General features: G+C 38.6%; 25 protein-coding genes. 12 read left to right on the top strand and 13 right to left on the bottom strand.

From position 1 onward, the window contains the following. Positions 1–42 precede the first annotated feature (42 nt). On the top strand, positions 43–723 hold the full coding sequence (gene radC / locus HT699_RS01320; RefSeq protein WP_138704919.1) for a DNA repair protein RadC: 681 nt from the start codon (positions 43–45) through the stop codon (positions 721–723). On the opposite strand, the gene HT699_RS01315 is transcribed toward radC, so the two are convergent. The 11 genes from HT699_RS01315 to HT699_RS01265 form a co-directional block, all read right to left on the bottom strand. Next, the gene (locus tag HT699_RS01315; protein WP_000743339.1) at positions 720–1,409 is read right to left on the bottom strand and encodes a gamma-glutamyl-gamma-aminobutyrate hydrolase family protein; all 690 of its coding nucleotides are present in this window, start codon (positions 1,407–1,409) and stop codon (positions 720–722) included. The two genes, radC and HT699_RS01315, sit on opposite strands and share 4 nt — an antisense overlap. Positions 1,410–1,426: 17 nt before the next feature. Further along, positions 1,427–2,068, bottom strand: coding sequence for a redox-sensing transcriptional repressor Rex (locus HT699_RS01310; protein ID WP_000653403.1), 642 nt, complete (start codon positions 2,066–2,068; stop codon positions 1,427–1,429). A gap of 82 nt (positions 2,069–2,150) precedes the next feature. Beyond that, complete coding sequence (locus tag HT699_RS01305) at positions 2,151–2,366, bottom strand: DUF4649 family protein (protein ID WP_000462493.1); 216 nt, start codon at positions 2,364–2,366, stop codon at positions 2,151–2,153. A gap of 7 nt (positions 2,367–2,373) precedes the next feature. Beyond that, complete coding sequence (locus HT699_RS01300) at positions 2,374–2,721, bottom strand: DUF1831 domain-containing protein (RefSeq protein WP_000863540.1); 348 nt, start codon at positions 2,719–2,721, stop codon at positions 2,374–2,376. A 4-nt stretch (positions 2,722–2,725) separates the two neighbouring features. After that, positions 2,726–3,841 (bottom strand): cysteine desulfurase family protein, encoded by a 1,116-nt coding sequence (locus HT699_RS01295; RefSeq protein ID WP_050222844.1) that lies wholly within the window; start codon positions 3,839–3,841, stop codon positions 2,726–2,728. A gap of 9 nt (positions 3,842–3,850) precedes the next feature. Then, a complete protein-coding gene (locus HT699_RS01290) occupies positions 3,851–4,810 on the bottom strand; it encodes a ribose-phosphate diphosphokinase (protein ID WP_001283810.1) in 960 nt (319 codons plus the stop codon). A 112-nt stretch (positions 4,811–4,922) separates the two neighbouring features. Beyond that, positions 4,923–5,492 (bottom strand): CYTH domain-containing protein, encoded by a 570-nt coding sequence (locus HT699_RS01285; protein ID WP_138702223.1) that lies wholly within the window; start codon positions 5,490–5,492, stop codon positions 4,923–4,925. Positions 5,493–5,625: 133 nt separating this feature from the next. Continuing rightward, the gene (locus HT699_RS01280; RefSeq protein ID WP_000592966.1) at positions 5,626–6,771 is read right to left on the bottom strand and encodes a site-specific integrase; all 1,146 of its coding nucleotides are present in this window, start codon (positions 6,769–6,771) and stop codon (positions 5,626–5,628) included. Between the two features lie 296 nt (positions 6,772–7,067). After that, the gene (locus tag HT699_RS01275) at positions 7,068–7,811 is read right to left on the bottom strand and encodes a type II toxin-antitoxin system PemK/MazF family toxin (protein ID WP_023940055.1); all 744 of its coding nucleotides are present in this window, start codon (positions 7,809–7,811) and stop codon (positions 7,068–7,070) included. A gap of 287 nt (positions 7,812–8,098) precedes the next feature. Then, complete coding sequence (locus tag HT699_RS01270; RefSeq protein WP_023940056.1) at positions 8,099–8,989, bottom strand: Abi family protein; 891 nt, start codon at positions 8,987–8,989, stop codon at positions 8,099–8,101. Further along, positions 8,986–9,810, bottom strand: a complete 825-nt coding sequence (locus HT699_RS01265) for a S24 family peptidase (RefSeq protein ID WP_050262022.1) — start codon at positions 9,808–9,810, stop codon at positions 8,986–8,988. Before HT699_RS01265 ends, HT699_RS01270 begins: the two co-directional genes overlap by 4 nt. A gap of 165 nt (positions 9,811–9,975) precedes the next feature. Between HT699_RS01265 and HT699_RS11960 the strand changes: the two genes are divergently transcribed. The 6 genes from HT699_RS11960 to HT699_RS01240 all read left to right on the top strand — a co-directional run bounded on the left by HT699_RS11960 (position 9,976) and on the right by HT699_RS01240 (position 11,376). Beyond that, positions 9,976–10,101 (top strand): hypothetical protein, encoded by a 126-nt coding sequence (locus HT699_RS11960; protein ID WP_007284831.1) that lies wholly within the window; start codon positions 9,976–9,978, stop codon positions 10,099–10,101. A gap of 180 nt (positions 10,102–10,281) precedes the next feature. Continuing rightward, positions 10,282–10,491, top strand: coding sequence for a helix-turn-helix transcriptional regulator (locus tag HT699_RS01260; protein ID WP_001166514.1), 210 nt, complete (start codon positions 10,282–10,284; stop codon positions 10,489–10,491). A gap of 116 nt (positions 10,492–10,607) precedes the next feature. Next, positions 10,608–10,793, top strand: a complete 186-nt coding sequence (locus tag HT699_RS01255) for a helix-turn-helix transcriptional regulator (RefSeq protein ID WP_000274132.1) — start codon at positions 10,608–10,610, stop codon at positions 10,791–10,793. Between the two features lie 11 nt (positions 10,794–10,804). Then, positions 10,805–11,002: a hypothetical protein gene (locus HT699_RS01250; RefSeq protein WP_001057654.1), complete on the top strand. Its 198-nt coding sequence runs from the start codon at positions 10,805–10,807 to the stop codon at positions 11,000–11,002. A 9-nt stretch (positions 11,003–11,011) separates the two neighbouring features. Beyond that, positions 11,012–11,203, top strand: coding sequence for a hypothetical protein (locus HT699_RS01245; RefSeq protein WP_000451679.1), 192 nt, complete (start codon positions 11,012–11,014; stop codon positions 11,201–11,203). 32 nt (positions 11,204–11,235) lie between these two features. Continuing rightward, positions 11,236–11,376: a hypothetical protein gene (locus HT699_RS01240; RefSeq protein WP_000993373.1), complete on the top strand. Its 141-nt coding sequence runs from the start codon at positions 11,236–11,238 to the stop codon at positions 11,374–11,376. 25 nt (positions 11,377–11,401) lie between these two features. On the opposite strand, the gene HT699_RS01235 is transcribed toward HT699_RS01240, so the two are convergent. Beyond that, positions 11,402–11,932: a hypothetical protein gene (locus HT699_RS01235; RefSeq protein ID WP_001135683.1), complete on the bottom strand. Its 531-nt coding sequence runs from the start codon at positions 11,930–11,932 to the stop codon at positions 11,402–11,404. 219 nt (positions 11,933–12,151) lie between these two features. On the opposite strand from HT699_RS01235, the gene HT699_RS01230 reads away from it, so the two are divergent. Together HT699_RS01230 and HT699_RS01225 are read left to right on the top strand one after the other, a co-directional pair. Then, positions 12,152–12,412, top strand: coding sequence for a hypothetical protein (locus HT699_RS01230; protein WP_000097023.1), 261 nt, complete (start codon positions 12,152–12,154; stop codon positions 12,410–12,412). A gap of 47 nt (positions 12,413–12,459) precedes the next feature. Next, positions 12,460–13,173: an ORF6C domain-containing protein gene (locus tag HT699_RS01225; protein ID WP_050261593.1), complete on the top strand. Its 714-nt coding sequence runs from the start codon at positions 12,460–12,462 to the stop codon at positions 13,171–13,173. Between the two features lie 131 nt (positions 13,174–13,304). Here the strand turns inward: HT699_RS01225 and HT699_RS01220 are convergent, their stop codons facing one another. Continuing rightward, positions 13,305–13,529, bottom strand: a complete 225-nt coding sequence (locus tag HT699_RS01220) for a hypothetical protein (RefSeq protein ID WP_000040990.1) — start codon at positions 13,527–13,529, stop codon at positions 13,305–13,307. Positions 13,530–13,645: 116 nt separating this feature from the next. Between HT699_RS01220 and HT699_RS01215 the strand changes: the two genes are divergently transcribed. The 3 genes from HT699_RS01215 to HT699_RS01205 all read left to right on the top strand — a co-directional run bounded on the left by HT699_RS01215 (position 13,646) and on the right by HT699_RS01205 (position 14,517). After that, positions 13,646–13,789, top strand: coding sequence for a hypothetical protein (locus HT699_RS01215; RefSeq protein WP_000389586.1), 144 nt, complete (start codon positions 13,646–13,648; stop codon positions 13,787–13,789). 104 nt (positions 13,790–13,893) lie between these two features. Then, positions 13,894–14,184 (top strand): hypothetical protein, encoded by a 291-nt coding sequence (locus HT699_RS01210; protein ID WP_023937079.1) that lies wholly within the window; start codon positions 13,894–13,896, stop codon positions 14,182–14,184. Positions 14,185–14,196: 12 nt separating this feature from the next. Next, the gene (locus HT699_RS01205; RefSeq protein WP_054388388.1) at positions 14,197–14,517 is read left to right on the top strand and encodes a hypothetical protein; all 321 of its coding nucleotides are present in this window, start codon (positions 14,197–14,199) and stop codon (positions 14,515–14,517) included. The last annotated feature ends 6 nt before the right edge of the window (positions 14,518–14,523 follow it).

Here is a 14,523-nt window from a genome sequence, read left to right as displayed (position 1 = left end):
TTTTTCATCCTTCTCACGAATAATAAAGTGAGGAGGATTTTTATGTACAGTATTTCATTTCAAGAAGATTCATTATTGCCAAGAGAAAGACTGGCCAAGGAAGGAGTTGAAGCGCTCAGTAATCAAGAGTTGCTAGCTATTTTACTTAGGACAGGAACACGTCAAGCCAGCGTTTTTGAAATTGCCCAGAAAGTCTTGAGCAATCTTTCAAGCCTAACGGATTTGAAAAAAATGACCCTGCAGGAATTGCAGAGTCTGTCTGGTATCGGCCGTGTTAAGGCTATAGAGTTGCAAGCTATGATTGAATTGGGGCATCGTATTCACAAATACGAGACCCTTGAGATGGAAAGTATTCTCAGCAGCCAAAAATTGGCCAAGAAGATGCAACAGGAATTAGGGGACAAAAAACAAGAGCACCTGGTGGCGCTCTATCTCAATACTCAAAATCAAATCATTCATCAACAGACCATTTTTATCGGTTCTGCAACTCGTAGTATCGCTGAGCCGCGAGAGATTCTTCACTATGCTATCAAGCATATGGCGACTTCACTCATCTTGGTCCACAATCACCCTTCGGGAGCGGTAGCCCCTAGCCGAAATGATGATCATGTCACTAAAATTGTTAAAGAAGCCTGCGACCTGATGGGGATTGTCCTCTTGGACCATTTGATTGTCTCACAATCTAGTTACTTTAGTTACCGTGAAAAGACAGATTTAATCTAAAGTTCATTAACAACATAGTCAAAGAGGTTTTTATCTTTGGGGCGATTTTCAAATAGAAATTCTGGGTGCCATTGGACACCGAGAAAGGCAACATCATCCGTACTCATGACAGCTTCAATAATACCATCTTTAGGATCATGAGCCGCAATCTTTAAATTTGGTGCTAAATCCTTGATACTCTGGTGATGGAAGGAGTTGATATGGGAGATTTCTCCATAGATTTCTCGGAGAACAGTATCAGGTTCTGTCACCAAGCGTTGAGTTGTGTACTCGGCAGAACAATTCTGCCAATGATCTTCGATATCTTGGTACAGAGTTCCGCCCATGGCAACGTTAAAGAGTTGGGTACCACGGCAGACGGAGAAAATAGGCTTTTTCTGTTTGATAGCTTCCTTGATGAGGGCTAGTTCGAATATATCTCTTTGAAGGTGGTAGTCATCGCTATCAATGGTTTTTGGTTCACCATAGAATTTTGGATCAACATTTTGCCCACCTGTCAAGATGAGCTTGTCAATCATACTGATATAGTGGCAGGCCATTTCTTGATCACCAATCGGTAGGATGATGGGAATCCCTCCAGCGTCTTTAACGCCTTCCACAAAGCCTTTTGCTGCGTAGCTCATCATGATGTCATCATCTGGATGAGTTTTTTCGTTTCCTGTTATCCCAATAACTGGTTTTTTCATAAAATGATTTTCGCTTTCTAATCCTCTTTTCGCATGAAGTAGAGGAGGGTTTGGAGTTCACTTGTCAAATCGACATACTGAACGACCACATCTTTTGGTAAATGCAGATGGACTGGTGAAAAACTAAGAATTCCTTTCACACCAGCATCTACCAAGAGATTAGCAACCTCTTGTGACTTAACACTGGGAACGGTCAGGATAGCAGTCTTGACATCGGCATCCTTGATTTTATCCTTGATTTGAGAAATTCCGTAAATGGGAATCCCGTCAGGAGTTTGGGTACCGACTTCAGGATGGTCATCCAGGTCAAATGCCATGATAATCTTCATCTTGTTACGCTCATGAAAGCGGTAGTGGAGAAGGGCATGGCCCATATTTCCAATACCAACCAGCATGACATTGGTAATAGAGTTATCATTGAGCAAATCGGCAAAAAATGTCATCAGTTTTTTGACATCATAGCCAAAACCACGACGACCAAGTTCACCAAAATAGGAAAAATCACGACGTACGGTCGCTGAATCAATACCGATAGCCTCTGCAATTTGTTTAGAGTTGGCACGTTCAATCTTTTCTGCATGAAATCTCTTAAAAATTCGATAGTAGAGAGAGAGTCTTTTCGCTGTAGCTTTTGGAATAGCAAACTGTTTATCTTTCACAAAATCACAACCTTTCTATTCTTCTATTTTATAGAAACATTGTGAAAAAATCAACAAAAACAAGAAAAAACTAAGAAAAATCTTAGTTTTGATGTAAAAAATCTGTATGTGATAGAAAACGGTAGAGGTCTCCGACCAGACCCTGATAAATTTTCTGGCTATTAAAAGTCAGAGAAGTTACATAAAGTGTATCTGGCAGGGTCACACATCCTGACAAAGCCAGCATGAGAGCTTCATAATCCTCATACTTGAGTGTACGCTCTACATGATAGCTGTCCTTATAGGTCAATTCAAACATATGGGACCTATCTTTCTGATTTTGTAAAGACACCACGTTCTACCAAGCTATCCATGAGGAAGTAGAATTTTTCCTGATGAATGTGGTGGTCTTCTGATTTGAAAATATCAACTAGACGAAGACCAAACTTGTCAGTGATATTGATTTTAGCCCCTGTAAGTTCCTTGTTAATGATGATTTTGAGTTGGAAGCCTTCACCGCTGTTTGGCACTTTTTCCAAAAGGCGAGTCAATTCATAGTTACCAACCTTAGTCTCAAAAAAGGTGTTATCTTTGAGGGTGAATTTTTTAACAGAAGGGCTAAGAGTGTAGTCGTAACGACAATTTTTTAACTGAATGGTTTTTTCAAATGCCATATGGCTAACCTCCGATAATTTCTTTTAAGGTTTTTGCGAGGGTTTGTAGGTCTTCAACAGTATTTTGTGGCGACAAACTGATACGAACGGATTCCTTCAAGCGTTCTGAATTTGCCCCGTACATGGCTTCAAGAACATGGCTGGATTGGACAATGCCTGCCGTACAGGCTGAGCCAGTAGAGATAGAAATTCCAGCCAAATCTAGCCGAAGGAGTAAAAGGTCATTTTTCTGATCAGGAAATCCAATATTGAGAACATAAGGGAGATGATGTTGTCCTCTATTCACGTAATACTGAATTCCTTCTAGCTCTGCAAGAAAGGCAGTTTCTAGATTTTGTACATGTTGGAAATGTTCTTCCTGTTTTTCTAGGTCTTCTTTTAGGGCTGCAACCATACCCACGATGGCAGCTAGATTTTCAGTTCCGGCTCGTTTTTTCTGTTCTTGGTCTCCGCCATGAAGATAGGAATCAAAATCCATGCTAGATGCGTAGAGAAAACCGATTCCCTTAGGACCATGGAACTTGTGGGCAGAAGCAGTGAGAAAATCAATGCCCAATTCTTCTGGGTGTATAGGGATTTTACCAATAGCCTGAACTGCATCGACATGATAGGCGGCTGGGTGTTGCTTGAGTATTTGGCCAATTTCAGCAATGGGCAGTAGGTTTCCAGTCTCATTATTGGCAAACATGGTAGAAACCAAAATCGTATCGTCACGTAAGGCCTCTTGAATTTGCTGGGCGGTGATTTCTTGATTTTCTGGCTGGATAATGGTTGCTTCAAACCCAAAGTGTTGAACCAAGTAATCAATTGTTTCAAGGACAGCATGGTGCTCAATAGCAGTTGTGATAATATGTTTTCCTTGTTCTTGGTGACGAAGGCAGTAACCAATGATAGCAGTATTGTTGCCTTCTGTCCCACCAGAAGTGAAAAAGATATGTTGAGGTTTTGTCCCCAGTAACTGAGCTAGCTCCTGACGGGCTTCTCGCAATAGTTTGCCAGCTTGACGACCATGAGCATGAATACTAGAAGGATTTCCATAGGTTTCTTGCATAACCTCGGTCATAGCTGAAATAGCAACTGCTGACATAGGAGTCGTTGCAGCATTGTCCAAATAAATCAAAGAATCACCTTATTTCTTTTTGTTGTAGGCAAAGAGTGGGCTGACTGGTTTTCTTTCGTGGATACGGACGATAGCATCACCAATTAACTCACTAGCAGTGATGTAGCATACGTTTTTAGGAGTTTTTTCTTTTGTTGCTACTGAATCAGTCACAAGAATTTCTTTAATATTAGTATTGTCAAGAAGTTCAGCAGCTCCTTCGACGAAGAGGCCGTGGCTAGAAACAGCATAAATTTCTGTAGCTCCTTCACGTTCAACGATTTTAGCAGCTTCAGAGAAGGTACGTCCTGTATTTAAAATATCATCAATCAAGATAGCTTTCTTACCTTCAACATCACCAATGATATAACCTTCGTTGCGAGTTGCATCGTCTTGAGGATAGTCGATAATGGCGATAGGAGCGTCAAGATATTCAGCCAAGCTACGCGCACGTTTGACACCTGAATTTTTAGGGCTAACGACAACAACATCTGAACCGAGTAGTCCCTTATCGCAGTAATGTTTTGCAAATAGGGGGACAGTGAAAAGATTATCCACTGGAATATCAAAGAAACCTTGAACCTGAACGGCATGCAAATCAAGAGTCAGGATACGATCAACCCCAGCCTTAACCAGCATATTGGCAACTAGTTTTGCTGTAAGTGGCTCACGAGGACAAGCAATGCGGTCTTGACGTGCATAGCCAAAATATGGAAGGACAACGTTGATACTGTGGGCACTTGCACGCACACAAGCGTCGACCATGATCAACAATTCCATTAGGTGGTTGTTGACAGGGAAACTTGTTGATTGGATGATGTAAACATCATAACCACGGACACTTTCTTCGATATTCACTTGGATTTCTCCGTCTGAAAATTGACGTGACGATAGTTTTCCAAGTGGGACACCAACAGCTTCAGCAATTTTCTGTGCAATCTCTTGGTTAGAGTTGAGTGCGAAAAGTTTCATGTTTTTTCTATCTGACATTATAGACCGTCCTCTGTAAACTTTTTAAATCCTAGTGATATTTATCTTACATATATGAACTAGAACCTGTGTATTTTTATCTTTTCTATTTTACCAAAAAATGGAGATTATTTCAGCTATTTTTCATGCTTTTGACAAATCGAACCAATTTTGAAGGAGCTTTTTGATAGGAAATCTGATTTTCCTCTAAAAATTGCTGGAAATCCTGTTTGCCTTGCTCATGATTTTCCACTTCAAGCTCTAATTCATAATCTGTCATATCAAAGTACTGACTTTCATCCAGTGCCATGAGGCCAATAGCTGTTTGCATTTCATAGCGAAGCGTTGTTAGACAACCAAGAACCTGCCATTCACTAGTTTGGCTACCATGTTTCGCCAATTCATCCAATACTATCCCTTGAGGAAATTCTTTCTTGCTCAGATAGTTTTCAGCATCTTTTAGTTGCAATTTTTGGTTGTATTCCATGTTTCCAACACTCTGCGGGACTTTGAGTGTCAATTCTGCCCAGTCTTCAAAAGTTCGAATGCGCATAGCAACTTTCTTTTCTCGCAGCTCAAAATCAGGTGTGTCGATGTAGTAATTTTTTTGAAGAACAGGAGTGACACCTGTGAACTGGTCTTTTAGACGATCATACTCATCTTTTTTCAATAGTGTTTTCAATTCAATTTCTAAATGTTTCATTTTTCTTACCTTTTCTTTATCGTTGAAAGCGGATTTATGGTATAAACTGCTCACAGCTTCCTAGTCCCTTGAAATCAGTGGGTTTCTAGCATGTCAACCAAAAGTGAATACGAGATTGAATACGACTCTACTTTTAGCTGGAGCGAATGAAATCCATGAGCTGATCAACGACTTCAAAACGTTGATTATCATTGATGTGGGTATACATATCAAGGGTTGTTTGAACATTGTTGTGACCTAATCTGTCCGAAATAATTTTGGCTGTAATACCAGCTTCAAAGAGGAGAGAAGCGTGTGTGTGCCTGAAACCGTGAGGAGTGATTTTTTTGACATCTTTATGTTCACAAAAGAATCTTCTAAGTCTCTCTTTAACAGCTGAAGGAGAAATCCATCCTCCGAAACTATTCGTAAATATATAATTCGATTCACGTTTGTAAGGCACACCAGCCTGGAAATATTCTTTTATTTGCTGTCGTTTCCAGAGTTTCAAAACATTCAGAGTTTCATCATCTAAGGTGATAACCCTCTTACTCCTTTTGGTTTTAGGATCCTGAACAGTTTGTTTTTTACCAATCACGACAGCCGTGCGAGAAATGCTTAACAACTTATTTTCAAAGTCAACATCTGACCACATGAGGCCAATTGATTCTCCAGTTCTCAATCCAGAAAAAGCGAGCAAGTGAAAAAAGGTGTAGTCTACTGGCTTACAATTTACTTTGTAAACTTTAAGAAACTCCGTTAGTTCCTGTTTTGTATAGTGGTTCTCTTTGCCCTTTAAGGGTCTATTTTTAGGCTTGATAATCTTGTCCAAGGGATTTAACTTAATGATGTCAAGAGAAACGGCATACTTGAAAATACGGCTGATTACAGAGTAGTAATTGGCATATAGGATATAGCGATTACTTAACTGGATAGCAACCTTTTGACAATAAGCTACACTGATCTGCTGAATTTTCATATCTGTAAAATATGAGTCAATTATAATACGAAGTTTTTTCTTAACGTTCTGATAGGTTGTTGGTTTTACAGTACTTTTATAGCTATCAAGCCATAACTCAGCGACTTCAGCGAAAGTAGGGTTCTGAAAATCTTCATTGTTTGAAAAAACATTTTCTTCAACGTCTAAGAGAAGGTCACGTTCGGCAGCCTTTGCCTCCTTTATGGTTTTAAAACCACGTCGTGTTGTGCGTTTTTCTTTTCCAGTAGCAGGGTCTATGCCCAGGTATGTTTGAAAGAGATATCTAGTCTCTCCTTTTTTTGTGATGTATTTTTTTATCATAAAAAGTCCTTTCTTTTCGATTGCTTGCCCGCATAGTTGAAAAGGTGTAGAACTTATGATAAACTATAGTTGTATTTTTTTATCATCCTTTCCATTGCTTGCTAGATGGAAAGTTAAATCCTCACACTCAAAGTTTGGCGATGGCGAGTGTGAGTTTTTTTGTTTTTAATTCAACAAAAAACGGTAACTAAATTTATAGTTACCGTTTCTGCGTGGCAGCTTGTGCCAACCAGATTATTTGCACTAGGATTTCTCCTAGGTTAGTAACTATATATTATCAAATATATTTCATTTTGTCAAATAAGATAGCGCGCTTTGATTTCATCGCTTAAAATTTTCATTTGGGGTTCAAGTATTTTTGCAACACCAATTCCGTCTAAAGGATTGATTTTCTTAAAAATCTTCACTTTGTCAATAGTTGTAATTGAATCTAATTTCGCATAGGTAGTTTTATCTAGGTCAGATACATATTTTTCAAGACGTTGACCAGCCAATGAAACGTTATCTGTAAGTTTTTGTACAAGGTTTATTGCACGTTCTTTCTCGTCTAATCGACCTTCTTTATCCAATTTTGCGATAAGTTCATCAAAATCATCATATTCTCCAAAATGTGCTACCAGTTCATTTTCAACCTTATCTTCAGCCGCTTTGATGAGTTGTGTAGTTAGTAGGCCAAGTCCTTCAGCTAGGTTAAACTCTAGTGGTAAATTATCGTATCCAGGCTTAGATGTTAGAGGAATAACCGTGATAGTATTTCTATTCTTTTTGTCTTCTTTGGTAAGCGTAATTGCATAATGTGGCGCAGAGAATTCTGATCCAAAGTTTATGCCAAAATCAACATAGACAAGTGTGCCGTAAGGGAATACTCTATTTCTACGACGCTTTCCTTGTATTTCACGCTCTAATTGATTGCTATAGTTGGTCATACTTTGACCTAGTCTAGAGGTTTTGAAGTGATTTGGATTCTCAACAGTCAGTTGTTTCATTTTATCTGTTGAGACTGTCAATTTATCAAGATTATTTTTTTCTAGTTTGTTCATCCAGTCCCTAAGTAACTCCTTTCTTATCATCCTTTCCATTGCTTGCTTGATGGAAAGTTAAATCCTCACACTCAAAATTTGGCGATGGCGAGTGTGGGGATTTTTTTGAGTTGTTTCCAAAATGGAAACACTTACTGCCTTTGTAGAATATATTTTCTAAAAACAGTAAAAGCCGGCTAGGAACTAGTCGACTTTTTCTATGGTATGGATTCCCTTGTAAATGCACGCATTTATTATAGGGCGCTGAACTAAATCAGTCTTACACTATATCCATAGTATCAAATTATTTATAAGATGTCAACGATTTTTTTGAATACAACCATCATTTTTGTTAATTCCACATTTTTAGCATAAGCTGATTGATTCCTCTGGCAGCGCACTATAAAATTGTCTATAGCTTGTTTTTGGTAGTCTAGTACTGCAGGAGAGCAATAAGCTTTAGCCAATACTAGAAGTGAAATTAAATCGTTTACTTTCTTATAGTTTTTGTATTTGATTACATCGACTTGTTTTGCAAAAGTAGTAATAACAGCGTTAACGTTTGATAATTTATCATCCTTTTCAAACACATTAAGTAGTAAAACGCTATTATGGGCACAGGCATTTCTTATATGTCTAGCTCCATCACCTAATTCTGAAGCTTTTTTTAATGATTTACATCCGTGTTTTTGGTAGTAGAATGTTACGAATTTGATGAGACAACCATAGTCCATATGTTCTAGCAATGCCCAATATGGATAATCATGTTTTCTTTTATTAAACATAGCGTTTTGATAACGTGACTCTCTGAATTTCTTCTTTGTAAACTCGTAATATTTATTGTATTGCGAGTTTTTGAACTCAGTCAGAATGCTATATCCATCTTCTTGCGGATTATTGTTTATTTGGCGAGAAAGTTCAACCTTAATAAAATGTTCCACATCGATTGCTATGTTTAAAAGTATAGCTCTGATTTTCATATCAAGAGATGCAAGATCCTGTAAATACGAGAAATCTAAATCCACATATTTACCATCTTTCTTTTTAAAGTTTTTCCTAAAGGCAGCTAGTTTGTAGTAGTAGTTATTCTTATCCAAGAAAGTTATTGCTTGACCTATAGAAATGTTGTTGAAGCTAACATCTTTAGAAGCTAGGTGATTGATAAGTTTTCTATTATTCCATTTTGGTTGACGACTCAATAGGTAGCACCTCCTCTATACACCCCGACTACTGCATAGATCTTGATGTGTGTGTCTTCGGCTGGTGGGAAGTCTAGGATGATGTCTTCGTACTTGTCATTGAGTGATACGAGGCGTAAGCGTCCGTTTTCGGTGTATATCTTTTTGAAGTAAGAACGGTCTCCGTATGCGATAACTGCTAGGTCTCCGTTGTAGGTGGTCAGTCCTTTGTCTACTAAATAGAGAATATCTCCGTCTTGGTAGTCAGGCTGCATGGAGTCTCCGCTGACCTTAGTCGCAATATCGTGGCGTGGTGGTTGCTCGTCAACCTCTATAGTCTCTCTGTCTGTATCGTCGTACCCAAATCCATAGTTAAATCCAGAAGCTGCTGCCGTCTCAGATACAACCTCAACTTGGTACAAGCTGATAACTTCCGATACTTCGTTTACCTTCGTTTCTTCTTCGTTTTGCTCTGTGTACATCTCGCCGTTTGCTTTTTGCCTCTCCAGAAGCTCCTCAGAAGTCCGTAGGACGATTTTTTTATTATCTGGGGTTAATTGTACCACCTTGTCCGTTATCTGCTGTGTGAGCAAATCTGGGGACGCCGTGGGGGTGTCTGCTTTACGAATAGGTGGAAATAAATCGTCAATAGTTACGCTGAGAGCAGAGGATATTTTAAACAAAGTATTCTTTTTAGGAGTACGGAAACCTTTTTCATAGTTTGCTATAGTTGTATCACCCATATCCACTAAAGTAGCTAATTCTTTTTGCGTCAATCCGCGCTGTAATCGATATTCTTTTATTTTTGTTCCGATGTATATAGCTAATTCTTTGTCAGTCATATATTTCTCCTGAGTGTTTTATTAAGTAGATTATAACAAAATATTCACGGAAAGAAAAGTTTTTTTGTTTTTTCGCAAAAAAACTATTGACACTTCACGAAAAGTGAGGTATAATTAAATCATGGTTGAGGTAATCAATCAAATAAATACAGGAGGAAAAGAGATATGCGGAGACGCAAAAAGCCTGAAAAGGCAACAAAAAAAGAGCCATGGCTTGACGGTCCTAAGGCTCTGGTTATCTCAACAGTGATTACAGCCAGTGTTGAGTTAATCAAACACTTCTTGAAATAGAAGTGGGGTGAGCGGGGAGAAAGCCCCAAAGCTCACTATTAGTATAGCATATCTCGAAAGATTTGTCATGAAAGACAAGAAGAAATTTTGGAATGTGGTTTGCTGGACGCTAACCGGTTTTATCTGGGTGTACTTCATCTGGAAATGGTTTTTTTAAAATGAATAGGAGGTGATTATGGTTTGCAAATTCTTTTATATAAACTGAGGAAGGAAAAGAATATTTCTCAGAAAGAAATGGCAGATGTTATTGGAAAAAGCGAGAATAGCTATCGCAACAAAGAATTAGGTAAACAAGATTTTAAACTGAGTGAAATGTTCAAAATCGCCCATTATTTCGGTAAAGAATTGGGCGATATATTCACACCTCAGACTTCACGAAAAGTGAAATGAAACACCTAACATCAAAGAAGGTCAAACTTTTTCAAAATCGATAGAATAATTCTATCAAAACTGTTGACAAGTACCAACAGTTTTGAAAAGACCTATTAGTAGAAAGGAAAAAGTCAATGTATGGAGCGAAAATGAGGGAGCTGAGAACGGCTCAAAAGCTGGGCTTGCGTGAGCTTGCCAAGCGAACCTTGATAGACTACACGACCTTGTCACGGATCGAGAACGACCTGAAGGCAGTGACGCTGTCGCAGGCGGTGGTCATTGCCAAGGCGCTAGGGTGTAGGGTAGAAGATATGTTGTAGGAGGAAATACTATGAACAACGCAGCGCAAAAAGTAACACGGATTGACAAAGATGCCTGGGAGATTGCTACGGAGCTGGCGAACGAGTACGGCGTATCTATTTGTCACATCATCAGCGAGAGCGTCCGCTACTGTGCAGAGAATGCCGAATTTAAGGAGATGGACGTTGTCGTTAAACGATTGGTAGTCGGCAGTAAGGTGCTGGAGTAGGAGGGGAAGATGGAAGTTTTTCTTTATGTGGTCATTGTATCAGCTATTACTTCATTTTTGGTGACGGTAATGCTATTGCGAGGATATTCGAATAGATTGACCGAAATGCTTGAGAATTTTTTTGACAATGAATTGCAAGCACGAAAAGAGATACAAAAACTTACTTTAGATACAATGGATAGAATTGCTAACAAAAAATAGAACAAAAAAATTCACTAATAGGAGGGGAAGAGATGAATGCAAATGTAAATGTATTTTATGAATTAACTTGTAAAGACTTGAACGAAGCGATTGACGCAAAAAATAAAATCATCGCCAATACACTTGACGATGAAACTGTTGAGATAAAAATTGAATTCTTACGTGATGTTTGAACTGTAAAATCGCTCGGAGATGGTTCTATCGTAGATCGCGTAATAGAGCCATGGTCGATTGTCTGATAGCTGTAGCTGGAGAATCGCTTTTATTGCTCTCGTTTACAGTGTAGAACATTGCAGATGCCAATGTAGCATCAAGTACAAACTTGTCTATATATTTGTGTTTCTTGCTATCGGAGTAAGTAATTGTCAGTGTAATTCGACCTTTATAATCTGGGTCTATTGATGATGTAAATTTTTGTCCTGGGGCAATCATATTTCCGATAAGTGAGTTGAAGCGGTGTACAGAATTCAATGGATCCAATTCGCCATCTATCTGAATATTATCTATATATGCTGGAGTTTGGCCAAAGTTTTTAAAAACAAAGGTACGTTGTTGATTTTTAACTGCATAGACATCTACATAAACATTAATATAAGGCTTTGCCATATCCTCTGTAGCTTTCTTTGTTTGCCAGAGTGAAATGGTATTAAAAACAAAACCGATAACTGCAATTATTACTGTGATATAGAGTGTCCAAATCTGGACATTATCATTGGTGATTTGTGGCATTAGATTACTTCCTTTCTGCTTTTATTATAGCAAAAAGGAGAGAAAAATAGAAAGGAAAGAGATATGGCAAATAAGGGATTTAAAAATAGTTACATCGATAGAAAAAAATTAAGTAGTAGTCTTAAAACACTGATGACTCAGCGTAAGGAACTTGAAGAATTTCTTAAGGATCTGCTTTAATTATAGCAAAATGGGGAGAACAATAGGAAGGAAAGAGATATGAGCAGCCTATCAAAAAATTTACTACCAATTCAAAATTTAGAAATTAAGATAGATAGCGACTCTAGTATTCCACGAGTTATTTTGAACGGGATTGATTTTCAAGCAGAAGATATTGGTCTTCAAGGTATCAAGATAATTTGGGAAACAAAGACAGATGAAGTGCCAGAGACACTCATTCAGGTTGATTACATAACTAATCGTGAAGCGCCTCATATAGTATCTGTCAAACAGTCGTTTCAAAATACTTTACTTAAATAGTTGTGGCGAGTTTTATTTACTTTATATCAAATTTAGAAAGGAACTTTATGAACGAAATTTTTAATTTTCACGGGCAGGAAGTCCGTACTTTGACAATTGATGACGAGCCTTGGTTTGTCGGGAAGGATGTAGCGGATATCTTAGGATATGCTAAACCTCTGGACGCAATTTCTCGGCACGTTGATGAAGATGACTCCGTGAAATACGGACTCACCGATAATCTAGGACGAACACAAAATACTATTATCATCAACGAATCTGGTCTCTACTCTCTTATCTTATCCAGCAAGTTGCCTCAAGCTAAGGAGTTCAAGCGCTGGGTGACATCAGAGGTCTTGCCAGCTATTCGTAAGCAGGGCGGATTTATTCGCGAGGATTTGGACGAGGATGCTTTTATCGCTCTCTTCACTGGCCAGAAGAAATTGCGTGAGCAACAGACGACCATGCTGGAGGATATTGACTACCTCAAGAGTGAGCAACCGATTCATCCAAGCTATGCTCAGTCGCTCCTGAAGAAGCGTAAGGCTAGGGTTGTGGCTTGCCTGGGTGGCATTGATAGCCCAGCTTATGCGGATAAGATTTTTGCTCAGTCGGTATTTAGACAAGCTGAGATTGACTTTAAAGACCACTTCAACATTAGTCGCTATGACTTGCTACCCAAGAAGCATGCGGATGCCGCTCTAGCTTACTGGATGACGTGGGAACCAAGCACCAATACCAAGATGAAAATCATGGAACTGAACGCATTTAGTCAAGCGTAGGGAGGGAAAGAAAATGAGACCAAGACGATATCCGTATAGTGGGAAAAGAAAAAAGCAATCTGATAGACAGATCGCTAAGTTAAAAAGAGATATTGATGTAAATCGTACAAATATATCATCTTTAAAATTCGTTATAGAAACTTTAAGTAACCATCAGAATTATCGATAACTTGATAACCTTGAGCAGTTGCTTCTTCGATAATTTCAGCTTTAGACATTTCAAAATCAGATAACTGAATTACTGCGCTAGGTTTATCAGTAGTCGACTCTGAAAAATAAGATAATAGAATATTATCGAGATTTTCCCAGGTTAGTTTCTTAACAACGTGGTTTGGCTTATGGCTAAGCTTACTCATTTTTTGAACCTCCTTTCTGCTGAAGTTTTGACTAAAACGGGAGAGGTCTTAGTCAAGAGTATTATAGCAATTTAGGAGGATATTACATCAGTCTTGAGGCTGATGTAGGAGGTTGAATGGAAGATAAAATCATCGAACTTGCTGATTACTTCATCAGTGAATCTACAACGTACAGAGAAGCTAAAATAGCGTGTGAGAAGCTATTTAGACAAGTCAGCCATGAGATAGAACTCAGAGCGCTGGAAAGTAAAACAGTTTGACAACAACGCAAAAAAGCACCTGACGGCAATCAGGCGCATACTAAAACAATTTAAACCATTATATCACAAAAATGCTTGCCCGCATAGTTGAGAGGATGTAGAAAATGGAAGGTATAACGTTACAATTACGATTAGACGGCGAAAGTGCTGAATTGTTCACAAATCAATTATTGGCTTTTGCTGAAAAGCAGGTCAAGGAGCAATTAGAGAATGATCGCATGCCAATCAATCAACAGGCTTTGATGAAGAAGTTTGGCTTTACTCATGCCTATATTAAGAAATTAGAACGTAAAGGGTTAAGATTTCGTAAGCAAGGGAAAGATATTATGTACGATGTCAATGATGTTTATGAAATTTTGGAATTAGAAAAAGAAGTACGAAAATTAAGAGCATAAGGAGATTAAAAAATGTTTGAACCACCGATTTTAGACCAGCTTATGGGTGTTGGAGCTTTGCTGATTGGATTTGCAGGGCTTTGCCGTCATATCAAATTGCAAGAGGAGCGTAAGGAAAAAGAAAGACGAGAAGAGCAAGAATTTGCGTCTATGATTACCCAAGGCTATAACCAAGCTTATGAACGTGGTAGAGAGGATAAATGGCAAGAAATCCGCAAGAATATCCGTAGAGAGTTCAAGGGTTTCACCTACGACAACGAACCGCCTGTAGGATTGCGCCCTGAGCCTCTAGCCTTGCCAGAGCCGAAACAGTCTGCAATCAGACTTTTGTAATGATGA

Origin of the sequence: Streptococcus sp. 1055, assembly GCF_013276815.1 — a bacterium.
Taxonomy (GTDB): domain Bacteria; phylum Bacillota; class Bacilli; order Lactobacillales; family Streptococcaceae; genus Streptococcus; species Streptococcus pseudopneumoniae.
The sequence above is the reverse complement of the archived record's forward strand: the minus strand, read 5'-3'. Positions and strand labels throughout refer to the sequence as shown.

What these genes read in the sequence shown, in the direction of transcription:
- radC (WP_138704919.1), top strand. Translation starts at nt 43, where the DNA reads ATGTACAGTATTTCATTTCAAGAAGATTCATTATTGCCAAGAGAAAGA.
- HT699_RS01315 (WP_000743339.1), bottom strand. Translation starts at nt 1,409, where the DNA reads ATGAAAAAACCAGTTATTGGGATAACAGGAAACGAAAAAACTCATCCA.
- HT699_RS01305 (WP_000462493.1), bottom strand. Translation starts at nt 2,366, where the DNA reads ATGTTTGAATTGACCTATAAGGACAGCTATCATGTAGAGCGTACACTC.
- HT699_RS01300 (WP_000863540.1), bottom strand. Translation starts at nt 2,721, where the DNA reads ATGGCATTTGAAAAAACCATTCAGTTAAAAAATTGTCGTTACGACTAC.
- HT699_RS01290 (WP_001283810.1), bottom strand. Translation starts at nt 4,810, where the DNA reads ATGTCAGATAGAAAAAACATGAAACTTTTCGCACTCAACTCTAACCAA.
- HT699_RS01285 (WP_138702223.1), bottom strand. Translation starts at nt 5,492, where the DNA reads ATGAAACATTTAGAAATTGAATTGAAAACACTATTGAAAAAAGATGAG.
- HT699_RS01280 (WP_000592966.1), bottom strand. Translation starts at nt 6,771, where the DNA reads ATGATAAAAAAATACATCACAAAAAAAGGAGAGACTAGATATCTCTTT.
- HT699_RS01275 (WP_023940055.1), bottom strand. Translation starts at nt 7,811, where the DNA reads ATGAACAAACTAGAAAAAAATAATCTTGATAAATTGACAGTCTCAACA.
- HT699_RS01265 (WP_050262022.1), bottom strand. Translation starts at nt 9,810, where the DNA reads ATGACTGACAAAGAATTAGCTATATACATCGGAACAAAAATAAAAGAA.
- HT699_RS11960 (WP_007284831.1), top strand. Translation starts at nt 9,976, where the DNA reads ATGCGGAGACGCAAAAAGCCTGAAAAGGCAACAAAAAAAGAGCCATGG.
- HT699_RS01255 (WP_000274132.1), top strand. Translation starts at nt 10,608, where the DNA reads ATGTATGGAGCGAAAATGAGGGAGCTGAGAACGGCTCAAAAGCTGGGC.
- HT699_RS01250 (WP_001057654.1), top strand. Translation starts at nt 10,805, where the DNA reads ATGAACAACGCAGCGCAAAAAGTAACACGGATTGACAAAGATGCCTGG.
- HT699_RS01245 (WP_000451679.1), top strand. Translation starts at nt 11,012, where the DNA reads ATGGAAGTTTTTCTTTATGTGGTCATTGTATCAGCTATTACTTCATTT.
- HT699_RS01240 (WP_000993373.1), top strand. Translation starts at nt 11,236, where the DNA reads ATGAATGCAAATGTAAATGTATTTTATGAATTAACTTGTAAAGACTTG.
- HT699_RS01235 (WP_001135683.1), bottom strand. Translation starts at nt 11,932, where the DNA reads ATGCCACAAATCACCAATGATAATGTCCAGATTTGGACACTCTATATC.
- HT699_RS01230 (WP_000097023.1), top strand. Translation starts at nt 12,152, where the DNA reads ATGAGCAGCCTATCAAAAAATTTACTACCAATTCAAAATTTAGAAATT.
- HT699_RS01225 (WP_050261593.1), top strand. Translation starts at nt 12,460, where the DNA reads ATGAACGAAATTTTTAATTTTCACGGGCAGGAAGTCCGTACTTTGACA.
- HT699_RS01220 (WP_000040990.1), bottom strand. Translation starts at nt 13,529, where the DNA reads ATGAGTAAGCTTAGCCATAAGCCAAACCACGTTGTTAAGAAACTAACC.
- HT699_RS01215 (WP_000389586.1), top strand. Translation starts at nt 13,646, where the DNA reads ATGGAAGATAAAATCATCGAACTTGCTGATTACTTCATCAGTGAATCT.
- HT699_RS01210 (WP_023937079.1), top strand. Translation starts at nt 13,894, where the DNA reads ATGGAAGGTATAACGTTACAATTACGATTAGACGGCGAAAGTGCTGAA.
- HT699_RS01205 (WP_054388388.1), top strand. Translation starts at nt 14,197, where the DNA reads ATGTTTGAACCACCGATTTTAGACCAGCTTATGGGTGTTGGAGCTTTG.